This is a genomic window from Ensifer sp. EB106-05-01-XG146 (genome assembly GCF_058791875.1).
Genome location: NZ_JBYTDX010000001.1, coordinates 599772 through 613408, shown reverse-complemented (window position 1 = coordinate 613408; position 13637 = coordinate 599772). Strand labels below are relative to the sequence as shown.

The window sequence follows — 13637 nt, the reverse complement described above, 5'->3', positions numbered from 1 at the left end:
TCGTCCCACACGGTTAGCATGACGGCAAACGCGAGACTATCGCTCGCTGCGCATTGCATAGATGCCGCTGACCAACACCAGAGCCGCTGCCAGCCCATACCAGGTCAGCGCATATTGCAGGTGGTTGTTGGGCAGGTCGAACTGGGTGACACCGCCAATCGGCAGACCGCCCGGATTGGGCGTCGCATCGGCATCGACGAACAGCGGCACGACCTTGTCGGCGGGAAGGCCGACGGAAGACGCCATCGTGTCGAGATCCTTCCAGTAGAAGATGTTCTTGGCGAGGTCGTTGTCGGGAACGAGCGACGACGGCTTTCCGTCAAGCTTCGGCCTTGCAAGACCATGAACGCCGACGAAGGCGGGAAGCTCGCCGGCAAGCCGGGTCGACGCATCCTTCTGCTCGAAAGGCACGAAACCGCGATTGACGAAAAGAAAACGGTCGTCGTCCAGCCGTAGCGGCGTGAAGACGTAATAGCCGGTGCGGCCATTGAACGTCGCGAAGAAATGCCGCTCCTTGGTGTGGTCGAACCCGCCGGTCACCGAAACCGTGCGGTAGTCGATGTCGCCACCATCAGCGAGGATCTTCTCGATCTCGGCAAGCGTCGCCGGCGGCGCAGACCTGCGCTCGGCCATGGCCGAAAGCAAGCTTTCCTTCCAGTGTAACCGCTGCATCTGCCAGGTACCGAGCGAGACAAGAATGGCAAATGTCGCGACGAGCAGCAGCAACGTGCCGATGCGGCCGATCAGGCCACGCTTTTTGCTGGTCGCGATCTCAGCCACGGTCGATCTCGCCGGGACGCGCATTGTTGCGGTATTGCAGGTTGATCAGGATACCCTTCAGCATCCGCGTCAGGCCGAGGCTGAAGATCACCGCAAGCGGGATCCACAAGATGAAATGCAGCCAGAGCGGCGGGTTGAAGTTGACCTCCGCCCAGAGCGCCGCGCCGACGACAATGAAGCCGACGATCAGGATCACGAAGACCACCGGACCGTCGCCGGCATCGGCGAACTTGTAGTCGAGATCACAGCTTGCGCAGGCGGGCTTGACCTTCAGAAACCCGTCGAAAAGCTTGCCCTGGCCGCAGCGCGGGCAAAGCCCCTTGATCCCGGTCATCACCGGGTCAACCGGCGGGAAATGTGCCTTGTCTTCACTCACGGCTTGATCTCGATTGGCGTGTTGTTGGGAACCATGGCCCAGATTTCTTCCATTTCGGCATTGGTAACGGCAATGCAGCCATTCGTCCAATCGAAGCGCTGCGTCAAAAAGGCCAGCCAGCCGAAATAATTGGGCTGGCCATAGATCATGATCATGCCGCCCGGATCGACACCGTTCGCGGCAGCGGCAGAGACATCGGCCGGCGCCGGATAAGAGACGTGGATGGACTTGTAGTAACCGCTGCCGGGATTGCGCCAGTCGAGAGAATAGAGCCCTTCCGGCGTCCTCTGGTCTCCCTCCTGACGCTTGTGACCGATGGGGTTGCCGCCGAGCGCAACCGTGTATTCACGGATCACCTGGTCACCTTGGAAGAGCTGCAACAGCCGCCGCTCCTTGTGCACGACAACCCTGTCCGCGCTATCGGCCGCCGCAGCGGGAAAACCGCCGGATACCACTAGCGTAGCAGCCACCAAGGCCAACCTCATTTCCGTCTCCCATCAAGCCGATCGGCGGCACACCACCAAAAGAACAAGGCGGCTGCATGACTGCAACCGCCCTGTTCCTTGACTTAGATGCTCGCGCTATCAGCCGTGCGCGATCGGCGCGCCCCAGCTTCCCCAGATGTAGATGGAGAAGAACAGGAACAGCCAGACGACGTCAACGAAGTGCCAGTACCAGGCGGCCGCTTCGAAGCCGAAGTGCTGCTTCGGTGTGAAGTCACCACGCAGTGCACGGAACAGGCAGACGAGCAGGAAGATCGTGCCGACCAGAACGTGGAAGCCGTGGAAACCGGTCGCCATGAAGAAGGTCGCGCCGTAGATCGAGTCCTTGAAGGCGAAGGGAGCGTGGGCGTATTCGTACGCCTGGACGAAGGAGAACAGCACGCCGAGCACGACCGTCAGCGTCAGGCCGTTGATCAGGCCCTTGCGGTCATTGTGCAGCAGCGCGTGATGCGCCCAGGTCACCGTCGTGCCCGACAAAAGCAGGATGACGGTGTTGTAGAGCGGCAGGTGCCACGGATCGAGCACTTCGATGCCCTTCGGCGGCCAGACGCCACCGGTGAAGGTAGCGCGGGTTGCCTGGATGGCTTCGCCCGGGAACAGGCTCGCATCGAAGAAGGCCCAGAACCAGGCCGCGAAGAACATCACTTCAGAAGCGATGAACATGAGCATGCCGTAGCGCAGATGCAGCGAAACGACGCGGGTGTGGTGGCCCTCGTGCGCTTCCTTCACCGTGTCCGACCACCAGCCGTACATGGTGTAGAGCACGATGATGAGGCCTGCGAGCAGGATCCAGACGTTGGCAAGCTCGAGGCCGAAGATCTTCAGCGAGCTACCCGACAGGTAACGCATGTAGCAGATGCCGCCGAACGCCATGACAAAGGCGCCGATGGAAGCAAGCAGCGGCCAGGGGCTCGGGTCGATGATGTGGTAGTCGTGATTCTTCTGATGCGCACCGGCCATGTCAGTAATCCCCGATATGTCTCTCTCTTGTCGCCCTTCCGGCATAGCCGAAAAGGACCTCCAGTCAAAGTTTGTTCTCTTCCGTCTTCACCTGCGCGACCGGTTTCGACGGTTCGCGCGGATAGAAGGTGTAGGAAAGGGTCAGCGTCTTGATGTCCTTGGTCTCCACCGCCTTGACCATGTCCGGATCGACGAAGAATACCACCGGCATCTCCATCTCCTCTCCCGGCTGCAGGGTCGTCTCGGTAAAGCAGAAGCACTGGACCTTGTTGAAATAGGCGCCCGCCTGCATCGGCGTGACGTTGAAGGTCGCCTGGCCCGTCGTCGGCTTCGACGACAAGTTCTTTGCCTTGTACATCACCTGCACCGTTTCACCGATGCGGATGTCGATGTCGCGCTGGACCGGCTTGAACTCCCAGGGCAGGCCCCCCGAAGTGTTCGCGTCAAAGGTGACCTTGACCTTCTCGTCGAGGATGACGTCGGACGCCTGCTCGACGCGCTGCGTCGTGCCGTTATAGCCGGTGACGCGGCAGAACATGTCGTAAAGCGGTACAGCCGCATAGGCCATGCCCACCATGCCGCCAACGAAAGCGAGGCAAGTGCCGACGACGACGCGGTTGGAGCGCTGCGAGCTTGTGGTCTGCGGTGGTTTCGTCATGCCATTTCGCCTCAGTTGACCATGCCGTTGCCGAACTTGATCAGCGTGACGATGTAGAAGAGGACGACGAGGCCGAAGAGCACGAAGCCGAGCGCGATGTTGCGGCCGCGGCGCGATTTCTTCTGGGCATCAGTGAGCTTGACGGTTTCCATCAGGCAATACTCCCGGCATTCAGCCAGATATTGACGATCAGGTGATCCGCCATCAGGGCGGAGAAGATCACGAACAGATACATGATCGAGAAGGCAAAGAGCTTCTTGGCCGGCAGCATGCGCTCATCTGATTCCGGCATGCGCAACACGCCGATAGAGTACCACACGAAGCCAAGGCCGAGGGCCGCTGCGACTGCGCCGTAACCAATGCTCGCAAAACCGAGCAAGGTGGGACAGATGCCGATAAGTGCAGTCAGAACGGCGTAGATGACGATTTGCTTCTTGGTGGTCGCCTGGCCGCAGACATTCGGCATCATCGGTACGCCGACGGCGCCGTAGTCGCCCATCTTGAAGAGGGCGAGCGCCCAGAAGTGCGCCGGGGTCCACAGGAAGGTGATCAGGAAAAGCACGATGCTCTCCACCGACACGGCGCCGGTCACGCAGGCCCAGCCGATCATCGGCGGGAAAGCGCCGGCAGCACCGCCGATGACGATGTTCTGCGGCGTCGAGCGCTTCAGCCACATCGTGTAGATGACCACGTAGAAGAAGATGGTGAATGCGAGCAACCCGGCTGCGAGCCAATTGACGGCGAGCCCGAGGATGATCACGGAAAAAGCAGACAGCGTCAGGCCGAATGCCAGCGCTTCCTGCGGCAGGATCTTGCCTGCCGGGATCGGGCGCTTGGCGGTACGGGTCATGACCGCGTCGATGTCGGCGTCATACCACATGTTCAGCGCGCCCGAGGCGCCAGCGCCGACGGCGATGCAGAGGATGGCGATGAAACCGATGAAAGGATTGATGTGTCCTGGTGCCAGCACCAGCCCGGCGAATGCCGTGAAGACGACCAGGGACATGACACGCGGCTTCAAAAGCTCGAAGTAATCGCGCGCAGAGGCTTCGGACAGGCGCGGTACGCCTTCCATGCCGACTGCTTCGTGATTGTCGATGACCGTCATGTCCTGTCCCTGCAAAAGTCCCGGCCGCAAGGGCCGTGTGTCGCCGGTTGCCCGGCGGGGTGAAGCCGCCGGAACCGGCGGCTTCTGTTCTTTGCCCGTCACTTGATGCGCGGGAGCTGTTCCCACTGGTGGAACGGCGGCGGCGAAGACAGCTGCCATTCCAGAGTGTTCGCGCCCTCGCCCCACGGGTTGTCGCCAGCGACGCGCTTCTTGGCGAAGGCTTCGAAGACGCCGAAGAGGAAGATCAGGACGCCGACGGCTGCGATGTAGGAGCCGTAGGACGAAACCATGTTCCAGCCGGCATAGGCATCCGGATAGTCGATGTAACGGCGCGGCATGCCTGCGAGGCCGAGGAAGTGCTGCGGGAAGAAGATCAGGTTCACGCCGATGAACATGACCCAGAAGTGCAGCTTGCCGACGAACTCGGAGTACATGTAACCGGTCATCTTCGGGAACCAGTAGTACCAGGCAGCGAAGATTGCGAAGACAGCGCCGAGCGACAGAACGTAGTGGAAGTGAGCAACCACGTAGTAGGTGTCGTGCAGCGAGCGGTCGAGGCCGGCGTTGGCGAGCTGAACGCCCGTGACGCCACCGACGGTGAACAGGAAGATGAAGCCGATCGCCCAGACCATCGGGGTCGTGAAGCGGATCGAACCACCCCACATCGTCGCGATCCACGAGAAGATCTTAACGCCCGTCGGAACAGCGATGACCATCGTCGCGAAGACGAAGTAGCGCTGCGTGTCGAGCGACATGCCGACGGTGTACATGTGGTGTGCCCACACGATGAAGCCGACGGCGCCGATCGCGACCATGGCGTAGGCCATGCCGAGGTAGCCGAAGATCGGCTTGCGCGAGAAAGTGGAAACGATGTGGCTGACGATGCCGAAGCCCGGCAGGATCAGGATGTAGACTTCCGGGTGACCGAAGAACCAGAACAGGTGCTGGAACAGGATCGGATCGCCGCCGCCTTCAGGCGCGAAGAAGGCCGTGCCGAAGTTGCGGTCGGTGAGCAGCATGGTGATGCCGCCTGCCAGAACCGGCAGCGAGAGCAGAAGCAGGAAGGCGGTGATCAGAACCGACCAGGCAAAGAGCGGCATCTTGTGCAGCGTCATGCCCGGAGCGCGCATGTTCAGGATCGTGGTGATGAAGTTGATCGCACCGAGGATCGAGGACGCGCCGGCAATGTGCAGGCCGAGGATGACGAAGTCCATCGCCGGTCCTGGCATGCCCGATGTCGAGAATGGCGGATAGATCGTCCACCCTCCCCCTGCGCCGTAGGCACCAGCCGGGCCTTCGACGAACATCGAAAGCAGCACGAGCAGGAAGGCAGGAATGATCAGCCAGAAGGAGATGTTGTTCATGCGCGGGAACGCCATGTCCGGCGCACCGATCATGATCGGAACCATCCAGTTGGCGAAGCCACCGATCAGCGCCGGCATGACCATGAAGAAGATCATGATGAGCGCGTGCGCGGTCGTGAACACGTTGAACATGTGCTTGCCGCCGTCGATGGCAGCATCGCCCTCGAAGCCGTAAACCATCTGCGCCAGGCCGTGGAAGATCTGGATGCCTGGCTCCTGGAGCTCGGCGCGCATGAAGATGGACAGCGTGCCGCCGATGATGCCCGCGAAAATCGCGAAGATCAGGTAGAGCGTGCCGATGTCCTTGTGGTTGGTCGACAGGAACCAGCGCTGGAAGAAGCTCAAAGGCTTATGCGCATGGTCTGCGTGGCCATGATCGGAGTGATCATGGCGTTGGTCGTGATGAACGGCTGTTCCAGCCATGGGTCGAGCTCCCCTTCCGATTACTGTGCGGCGTTAGCGGCGACGTCGACGGTCTTGGCCGAGTCGATGGACGCCATGAGCGCCTTGTTCGCATCGCCAACATTCGTTGCGGCGGCTGCGAGCCAGGTGTCGTATTTTTCCTGCGAAACCACGCGGATGGCGATCGGCATGTAAGCGTGGTCCTTACCGCAGAGCTCGGAACACTGGCCGTAGTAGAGACCTTCGCGCTCGGCCTTGAACCAGGTTTCGTTCAGGCGACCGGGAACGGCGTCGATCTTCACGCCAAAGGCAGGCATTGCAAAAGCGTGGATCACGTCAGCAGCGGTGACGAGAACACGAACCGTCTTGCCGACCGGCACGACGACTTCGTTGTCGACGGCGAGCAGGCGCGGATATTCTTTCTTGTCTTCCTTGCCGAGCGTCGCGCGATCTTCTTCCTTCATCATGATGCTGTCGAAGGTGAGCGGGCTTTCGCCGACCTCATACTCGTAGGACCAGTACCACTGGTTGCCGGTCGCCTTGAGCGTCAGGTCCGGATTGGCCGGCGGCGTCAGCTGCGCGGTCAGGAGCTGGAAGGACGGAATGGCGAGGAAAAGAAGGATGACGACCGGACCGACGGTCCAGACGACTTCGATCGCGGTGTTGTGGCTGGTCTTGGACGGAACCGGGTTCGCGCTTTCGCGGAACTTGATCACAACGATGATCAAAAGGAGGAGAACGAAGAGAGTAATCGGAATGATGAACCACAGGGTATAATGTTCAAACCACGTGATTTCTTCCATGATGCCCGTAGCGGCCGTCTGAAAATTCGTCTGCCATTCGACAGGCTTGTCAGCAAAGGCGCTCGAAGCAAAAAGCAGACAGGCAAGCGCTGCCAGAACTGCATAAGCCTTGTTTTTCACAATGTGTCTCCCCAATGCGCTTGATCAGGATCAAACCGGAACGCAGAATCCCTGCGATACTGCTGCGCTTCAAACCACAGTTTGTCCGATGCCGCAACATCTGACCAATCAACCCCATGCGGCATTTTTGCACAAACGCAGCTTTTCACACAGGCACCCCTCGAAACCCGTGGCGAAACCACCTATAGGGGCTCTTCTGCGCGCTTGGCGATCCGATTGCACAGCGCTTTGACGGCGGCGCGCCGGATAGGGCGCCCAACCCGCCCAATTTCCGCCATATGGCGCTGGAATGTGCCCCGCAGGGCTTTTCATTTATTCCTGCGCGCTTCAAGAATAGCCCTGATGATTCGACGTTTTGAGGTTTACATGGGCCTGCCCCTCTTTTCCCGACTGTCGGCCTTCGCCGCCTTCGGCCTTGCCGTTCTCGCTCTCCCGGCTCAAAGCCTGGCCCAGCAGCCCGCGGGAACACCCGGCACGGTCAAGTCCAACCATGGCGCATGGTCGATCGTCTGCGATCAGCCGCCGGGCGCCTCCGCTGACCAGTGCGCGCTGATGCAAAACGTCATCGCCGAAGACCGGCCGGAAGTTGGCCTGTCGGTGGTCGTTTTGAAGACTGCGGATCGCAAGGCCAAGATCCTGCGCGTACTCGCTCCGCTCGGCGTGCTTCTGCCGAACGGCCTCGGCCTGAACGTCGACGGCAAGGATATCGGCCGCGCCTATTTCGTGCGTTGCTTCTCCGACGGCTGCTACGCAGAAGTGGTGCTCGAGGACGAACTCCTGAAGACCTTCCGTTCCGGTGCGACGGCGACCTTCATCGTCTTCCAGTCGCCCGAAGAAGGCATCGGCATCCCTGTCGACCTCAAGGGCTTCGGCGAAGGCTACGACGCGCTGCCCTGAACGGCGACAAATTCAAAGACAAACAAAAAGCCGCGCTTCGAGCGCGGCTTTTTTGTTGGCCGCCGCCGAGCATAAAAAACAAGGCCCGGATCGATGATCCGGGCCTGATGCATGCGAGAGCGACGCGTCTTTAGATGATGTCGGTCCCGACGATCTTGATGCCGAAGCCTTCGAGGCCGACATAGTGGCGTTCGCGCGAAGCGAGCAGCCTGATGGAGCTGATGCCGAGATCCTTCAGGATCTGCGCGCCGAGGCCGATTTCCAGCCACTCGTTTTCGCGCGCCTGCGCCTCGTCGTGCGCTTCGCGCTCGTGCTTGCCCTTGCGCGCCGTCTGCGACACGCCGACGCCGACCGAGCCTTCGCGCAGATAGACGATGACCCCCCTGCCCTCGTCGGCAATGCGCTTCATGATGCGGTCGATCTGGCAGTCCCTGCCGAAGACGTCGGCGCCGACATTTTCGAGATGCAGGCGAACCGGGATATCGACGCCATCACGGATGTCGCCAAAGACGACGGCGAGATGCTGCATCGGATCCCAGGGCAGAGAATAGGAATGTCCCTTGGCCGCACCATAGGGCGTCTCGATATCGAAGGAGCCGCCATGCTCGATCAGCGTTTCCTTGCGCTGGCGATAGGCGATGAGATCGGCGACCGAAACCTGCTTCAGGCCATGGGTGTCGGCGAAGCTCGCCACCTGCGGCCCACGCATGACCGTTCCGTCGTCATTGACGAGTTCGCAGATGACGCCGATCGGCGGCAGGCTGGCGAGCCTGCAGAGGTCGACGGCAGCTTCCGTATGGCCGGAGCGCATGAGAACGCCGCCTTCGCGCGCGACCAGCGGGAAAATGTGGCCGGGGCGAACGAAGTCCGTCGGCCCGACATTGGGATTGGCGAGGTTGCGTACCGTCAGCGTGCGGTCGTCGGCGGAAATGCCCGTCGTCGTGCCGTGCTTGAAGTCGACCGAGACTGTGAAGGCGGTGGTGTGCGCGGAATCGTTTTCCGCCACCATGGCGTTGAGGTTCAGGCGCTTGGCCTCCTCGCGCGGCATCGGCGTGCAGACGATGCCCGAGGTGTGGCGCACGATGAAGGCCATCTTTTCCGGCGTGCAATGCACCGCCGCGACGATCAGGTCGCCCTCGTTCTCGCGGCCGTCGTCATCGGTGACGACGACGATTTCGCCGGCCTCAAAGGCGCGAATGGCATCGACGACACGCTTCTGATCATAGGACATGGTGTTCTTCCCGAATTGTCTGGGCCGGTTGAAGCCGAATTACTTGAGGCGGCCGGTCTGGCCACGGTCACGCAGGTAGTGATCGGCGATCGTGCAGGCAAGCATCGCCTCGCCGATCGGCACGGCGCGGATGCCGACGCACGGATCGTGGCGACCCTTGGTACGCACATCGACCTCGTTGCCGTCGCTGTCGACCGAGCGTCGCTCGGTGAGGATCGACGAGGTCGGCTTGATGGCGAAACGCGCGATCACCGGCTCGCCGGTGGCGATGCCACCAAGAATACCGCCAGCATGGTTCGACAGGAAGACAGGCTTGCCATCGGCGCCGATGCGCATCTCGTCGGCGTTTTCCTCGCCGGTGATTTCGGCCGCACCGAAACCGTTGCCGATCTCGACACCCTTGACGGCGTTGATCGACATCAGGTTCGAGGCGATGTCCTGGTCAAGCTTGGCATAGATCGGCGCACCGATGCCGGCGGGCACGCCCTCGGCAACCACTTCGACGACGGCGCCGATCGAGGATCCGGACTTGCGGATGCTATCGAGATATTCTTCCCAGACCGGCACGATCTCCGGATCCGGTGCGAAGAAGGGGTTGTTGTCGACCTCGGTCCAATCCCAGTTGGCGCGGTTGATCTTGTGTTTGCCGATCTGCACGAGCGCGCCGCGCACGACGAGACCCGGCACGACCTTGCGGGCGACACCACCGGCAGCGACGCGCGCCGCGGTCTCGCGCGCCGAGGAACGGCCGCCACCGCGATAATCGCGGATGCCGTATTTCAGATCGTAGGTGTAATCGGCGTGGCCCGGACGATAGCGCTTGGCGATCTCGGAATAGTCCTTCGAGCGCTGGTCGGTGTTTTCGATCAACATCGAGATCGGCGTTCCGGTCGAGATCATCGTCTCGCCGTCCTCGTCGAACATGACGCCGGAGAGAACCTTGACCAGATCGTCCTCGCGGCGCTGTGTCACGAAGCGCGACTGGCCGGGCTTGCGCTTGTCGAGCCAGACCTGGAGTTCGGCGAGCGTGAAACGGATGCCGGGCGGGCAGCCGTCGATGACGCAGCCGAGCGCCGGCCCGTGGCTTTCGCCCCAGGTGGTAACGCGGAAGAGATGACCGAAAGTGTTATGCGACATGAAGGCAACCGACCCTAAGCAAGCAACGGCCGTACGTTTTGTACGCGGATGCCTTCTCTTAGTGGAAAGCCGGAGATGGGGAAAGGCTTTTGCGACCTGACGCGACGTCCTTCATCACGACGCCAGGCGCAAGCCGCGTTCGGTTGCAAAGGCGAGAAACTTCTCCGCGCTCAACGGCCGGGCAAATGCGTAGCCCTGCAGCACATCACAGCCCAGAATGCCGAGCATTTCGGCATGCGCCATGGTTTCCACGCCTTCGGCCACGGTCTCGATATTGAGCGAGCGGGCAATCTCGATAATCGAGCGCACCAGCGCCTGCTCCCTGCGGGCGCTCAAAACCGGAACGACGAGCTGGCGGTCGATCTTCAACCGCTTCGGCTTGATCTTCAAAAGGCTGACGATCGAGGTATGGCCGGTGCCGAAATCGTCGAGTTCGATATCGATCCCGAGCTTCTTGATGCCCTCGATGTTGGCGGCGACGATATCGTCGCTTTCGTCGAGGAATATCGACTCCACCAGTTCGAAACAGATCTGTCCGGGCGTGATGCTCAAGCCTTCAAGCGAGGACAGCAGGTCGTCGTCCTGCAGCCGCTTGGCCGAAACATTGACCGAAATCTTGGGAACCCGAATGCCGGCCGCTGCCCATCGCATCTGATCGGTGAGAGATTTCTCCAGAACGAGACGGTCGAGCATCGCCGTCACGTTGAGTTCGTCGGCGATGCCGAGAAAACGATCCGGCGTCAATATGCCCTCGCGCGGATGCCTCCAGCGCACCAGTGCCTCGACGCCGCAAAGCGCGAGCGTCGTCGCATCGAACTGCGGCTGATACCAAGGTTCGAATTCGTCGCGCTCGATGCCTTCCAAAATCTCGTCGGCGATGCGCTTGGCGGTCACCACTTCCGCCTGCAGCACCTCGGTGAAGAACTGGTAGCGGTTCCGGCCCGCCTCCTTGGCGCGGTAGAGCGCGATATCGGCGTTGACGAGCAGCTTGCGCGCGTCGATGTCGGCGCCATACCCGACTGCCACGCCGATGCTGACACCAAAACGGCAGGGAAATCCGTTGTAGTCGACCGGCTGCCGCATCGCGGCAATGATCCGGTCGCAACGGGCAGCAAGCGTCGCCTCGCCCTGTTCGCCGGTAACGGCGACAACGAACTCGTCGCCACCGATGCGGGCAATGATGTCGCCCGACGATGTGTTCGCCCGCAGGATCTCCGAGGCATGGATCAGCATGGCGTCGCCGGCTGCGTGACCCAGGGTGTCGTTGATCTGCTTGAACCGGTCGAGATCGATATGAAGGATGGCGATGTCCTCACGGTCGCTGCCGGCGTCCAGGGTCAGTCGCTCCAGCGCCTTGTCGAGCATGCGGCGGTTGCCGAGCCCTGTCAGCGGGTCATGCAGTGCGTTGTGCTCGATGCGAACCCGGGCCTGCTCCAGCTCGGCGTTCTTTGCGTCCGCCATGGCCTTGGCCGCGCGCAACTGTTCCGTCATCAGCACGTCGTCGGTAACATCGAGCGCCATGCCAACGAATTTCCGTGCACCGTCCGGCGCGACGTGCAGCTTGCCGACCGAGCGGATGTGGCGAACCGCTCCGGCCGACAATATCACCCGCACCTGATGCACATAGGTTTCGTCCGCTTCGATGGCGCGATTGACCGCGTTGAGCGCCGGCTGCCGGTCATCGGGGTGCAGCGCTTGAAGCCATGTCTGCTCGTTGGTGGCACCGTCGGTATAGACCAGCCCGTAGAGCTGATGCATGCGCTCGTCCCAATAGGCGACGTTGTTGTCGAGATCGGCCTCCCACATGCCGCAGCGATAGGAATCAAGAGCGAGGTCGAGACGTCGTGACAGGAGTTCTAGATCCTGTTCACGCTCGTAGAGACCCTTCAGCGCCTGCTCGAGCTCAAGGTTCTGCTGGTCGACCTGTGCCTTGGCCGCACTCAGCCGCTCGTTCTTGAGCACATCGTCGCTGACATCCCAGCTGATACCGGTGACCTTGGCGCGGCCATCGGCGCCGCGGTGGCTGGACCCGACATTGCGGATGTGGCGCACCGTACCGTCGTGCAGAATGACACGATACTGCGATCGGTACTCGAGGCCGTCATCGAGGCTACGGAACAGCGCATTGGCGGCAATACCTATGTCGTCAGGATGCACGGTCGCGCGCCACTCGTCGTACGTGGGCTCGTCCAGATGCACCTCCAGTCCATGCAGGTGGAACATCCGGTCGTCCCAGGAACGCTGTTGGCTCTCGACGTCGATTTCCCAGATGCCGATCTTCGACGCGTCGAGCGCGAGGTTCAGGCGGTGAGACAGCGTCATCACCTCCCCTTCCCGCGCCTTCAGCTTGGCGATGTTGCGCTGTCGCTCGTTGACCAGGCCGCCAGCCAGGAGGATCGGGATAACCACCACCGTGACGGCGACGGCGATCGCCAATTGGATGAAGCTGCTGTTTTCGGGAAGCTGCTGCCATCCACCGACGGGCATGGCCGCTAGCTCCCACACGCCGCCTGCGAGCTCCAACCGGCGGTTGACCGGCGCGGCGCGAAAAAGAGCGTCGTCGCCATAGAACGCATCCTGTATGCGGTCCGGCTCGGAAATATCGCGGATCGCCAGGTGAACGTCGACATGGCGGTGGTCCCGCGCCAGTTCCGGCGCCCCGCCGCCCGACTCGAGCAGGCGCGCGGCGCGGTACAGCGCCTTCTCGTCGAGTATGGCCTCGACGTAACCCCAACGCTCCATGCGTCCCTGGACCTTGGAAAAGACTGGCAGGAACAGCTCGAAACCATTGCGGCCGCTTGGCAGCCGGATCGGGCCGATCATCACCGGCCTGACCGTCGAGGACGCACGCTCGATGGCATGTCTTGTCGCGCCGAATCGGTTGAAGTCGCTGCCGACGAACCATTGCTGGCTCTCGCGCGGAAAGGCGATCCGCACGACGCCGCCGGGCGCTGCCGAGGCGCGCACCATCTGCGGATTCTGCAGGAGGAGCTTCGTCGCCATGACGGTGAAATCGTCTGTTGTCATGGCCGGATGCACGCCGATGCTGTTGGCAAAACCGTTCAGCGCGGCAATGCTGGTGTTAACCTCCGATTGCAGGCGGTTGGCAATGAGGTTCAGTTCGTTCTCGACGTCGATCCTGAGGTCGTTCTGGAAGTTTTCACGGTTTTGCCGCTCATAGACATGCCCGCCCGTAAACACGACGAGGCCCGCGATCGCCGCAGGAATGAGCGACGGTTTCGCAAATCTGGCGGCGGCCCGAATGCGCTGGCGCAGAACGTCAATGATCTTCAATCTC

General features: G+C 61.5%; 13 protein-coding genes. 1 reads left to right on the top strand and 12 read right to left on the bottom strand.

The genetic code is table 11. The features are described from left to right. Positions 1-36: 36 nt before the first annotated feature. The 9 genes from AC3WVQ_RS02845 to coxB form a co-directional block, all read right to left on the bottom strand. A complete protein-coding gene (locus AC3WVQ_RS02845; protein WP_110818485.1) occupies positions 37-804 on the bottom strand; it encodes an SURF1 family protein in 768 nt (255 codons plus the stop codon). Continuing rightward, positions 773-1156 carry a DUF983 domain-containing protein gene (locus AC3WVQ_RS02840; protein ID WP_034801241.1) on the bottom strand — a complete coding sequence of 128 codons (384 nt, stop codon included), beginning with the start codon at positions 1154-1156 and terminating at the stop codon, positions 773-775. Before AC3WVQ_RS02840 ends, AC3WVQ_RS02845 begins: the two co-directional genes overlap by 32 nt. After that, positions 1153-1641 (bottom strand): L,D-transpeptidase family protein, encoded by a 489-nt coding sequence (locus tag AC3WVQ_RS02835; RefSeq protein WP_110818486.1) that lies wholly within the window; start codon positions 1639-1641, stop codon positions 1153-1155. The genes AC3WVQ_RS02840 and AC3WVQ_RS02835 overlap by 4 nt, the downstream gene beginning before the upstream one ends. A 99-nt stretch (positions 1642-1740) precedes the next feature. Continuing rightward, a complete protein-coding gene (locus AC3WVQ_RS02830; RefSeq protein ID WP_034801236.1) occupies positions 1741-2619 on the bottom strand; it encodes a cytochrome c oxidase subunit 3 in 879 nt (292 codons plus the stop codon). A 64-nt stretch (positions 2620-2683) separates the two neighbouring features. After that, entirely contained in the window at positions 2684-3277 is a 594-nt protein-coding gene (locus AC3WVQ_RS02825) for a cytochrome c oxidase assembly protein (protein ID WP_110818487.1), read from the bottom strand. Positions 3278-3288: 11 nt separating this feature from the next. Beyond that, positions 3289-3429, bottom strand: coding sequence for a cytochrome c oxidase system small membrane protein (locus AC3WVQ_RS02820; RefSeq protein WP_043619862.1), 141 nt, complete (start codon positions 3427-3429; stop codon positions 3289-3291). Continuing rightward, positions 3429-4385, bottom strand: coding sequence for a heme o synthase (locus tag AC3WVQ_RS02815; RefSeq protein WP_034801469.1), 957 nt, complete (start codon positions 4383-4385; stop codon positions 3429-3431). Before AC3WVQ_RS02815 ends, AC3WVQ_RS02820 begins: the two co-directional genes overlap by 1 nt. A 98-nt stretch (positions 4386-4483) precedes the next feature. Next, complete coding sequence (gene ctaD / locus AC3WVQ_RS02810) at positions 4484-6172, bottom strand: cytochrome c oxidase subunit I (RefSeq protein ID WP_034801224.1); 1689 nt, start codon at positions 6170-6172, stop codon at positions 4484-4486. 20 nt (positions 6173-6192) lie between these two features. Beyond that, positions 6193-7074 carry a cytochrome c oxidase subunit II gene (coxB, locus tag AC3WVQ_RS02805; protein ID WP_034801222.1) on the bottom strand — a complete coding sequence of 294 codons (882 nt, stop codon included), beginning with the start codon at positions 7072-7074 and terminating at the stop codon, positions 6193-6195. A gap of 366 nt (positions 7075-7440) precedes the next feature. Between coxB and AC3WVQ_RS02800 the strand changes: the two genes are divergently transcribed. Then, positions 7441-7971, top strand: coding sequence for an invasion associated locus B family protein (locus AC3WVQ_RS02800; RefSeq protein ID WP_034801218.1), 531 nt, complete (start codon positions 7441-7443; stop codon positions 7969-7971). Between the two features lie 130 nt (positions 7972-8101). Here the strand turns inward: AC3WVQ_RS02800 and ribB are convergent, their stop codons facing one another. The 3 genes from ribB to AC3WVQ_RS02785 all read right to left on the bottom strand — a co-directional run bounded on the left by ribB (position 8102) and on the right by AC3WVQ_RS02785 (position 13633). Continuing rightward, complete coding sequence (gene ribB / locus AC3WVQ_RS02795; protein WP_060516306.1) at positions 8102-9202, bottom strand: 3,4-dihydroxy-2-butanone-4-phosphate synthase; 1101 nt, start codon at positions 9200-9202, stop codon at positions 8102-8104. Between the two features lie 39 nt (positions 9203-9241). Then, positions 9242-10339: a chorismate synthase gene (gene aroC / locus AC3WVQ_RS02790; RefSeq protein ID WP_034801213.1), complete on the bottom strand. Its 1098-nt coding sequence runs from the start codon at positions 10337-10339 to the stop codon at positions 9242-9244. A gap of 114 nt (positions 10340-10453) precedes the next feature. Further along, the gene (locus tag AC3WVQ_RS02785; RefSeq protein ID WP_110818488.1) at positions 10454-13633 is read right to left on the bottom strand and encodes a bifunctional diguanylate cyclase/phosphodiesterase; all 3180 of its coding nucleotides are present in this window, start codon (positions 13631-13633) and stop codon (positions 10454-10456) included. Between the last annotated feature and the right edge of the window lie 4 nt (positions 13634-13637).

Excerpts from the sequence above, each read along its gene's own strand:
- AC3WVQ_RS02815 (WP_034801469.1), bottom strand. The coding sequence starts at position 4,385 with ATGACGGTCATCGACAATCACGAAGCAGTCGGCATGGAAGGCGTACCG.
- AC3WVQ_RS02825 (WP_110818487.1), bottom strand. The coding sequence starts at position 3,277 with ATGACGAAACCACCGCAGACCACAAGCTCGCAGCGCTCCAACCGCGTC.
- aroC (WP_034801213.1), bottom strand. The coding sequence starts at position 10,339 with ATGTCGCATAACACTTTCGGTCATCTCTTCCGCGTTACCACCTGGGGC.
- AC3WVQ_RS02800 (WP_034801218.1), top strand. The coding sequence starts at position 7,441 with ATGGGCCTGCCCCTCTTTTCCCGACTGTCGGCCTTCGCCGCCTTCGGC.
- AC3WVQ_RS02835 (WP_110818486.1), bottom strand. The coding sequence starts at position 1,641 with ATGAGGTTGGCCTTGGTGGCTGCTACGCTAGTGGTATCCGGCGGTTTT.
- AC3WVQ_RS02820 (WP_043619862.1), bottom strand. The coding sequence starts at position 3,429 with ATGGAAACCGTCAAGCTCACTGATGCCCAGAAGAAATCGCGCCGCGGC.
- ctaD (WP_034801224.1), bottom strand. The coding sequence starts at position 6,172 with ATGGCTGGAACAGCCGTTCATCACGACCAACGCCATGATCACTCCGAT.
- ribB (WP_060516306.1), bottom strand. The coding sequence starts at position 9,202 with ATGTCCTATGATCAGAAGCGTGTCGTCGATGCCATTCGCGCCTTTGAG.
- AC3WVQ_RS02845 (WP_110818485.1), bottom strand. The coding sequence starts at position 804 with ATGCGCGTCCCGGCGAGATCGACCGTGGCTGAGATCGCGACCAGCAAA.
- AC3WVQ_RS02830 (WP_034801236.1), bottom strand. The coding sequence starts at position 2,619 with ATGGCCGGTGCGCATCAGAAGAATCACGACTACCACATCATCGACCCG.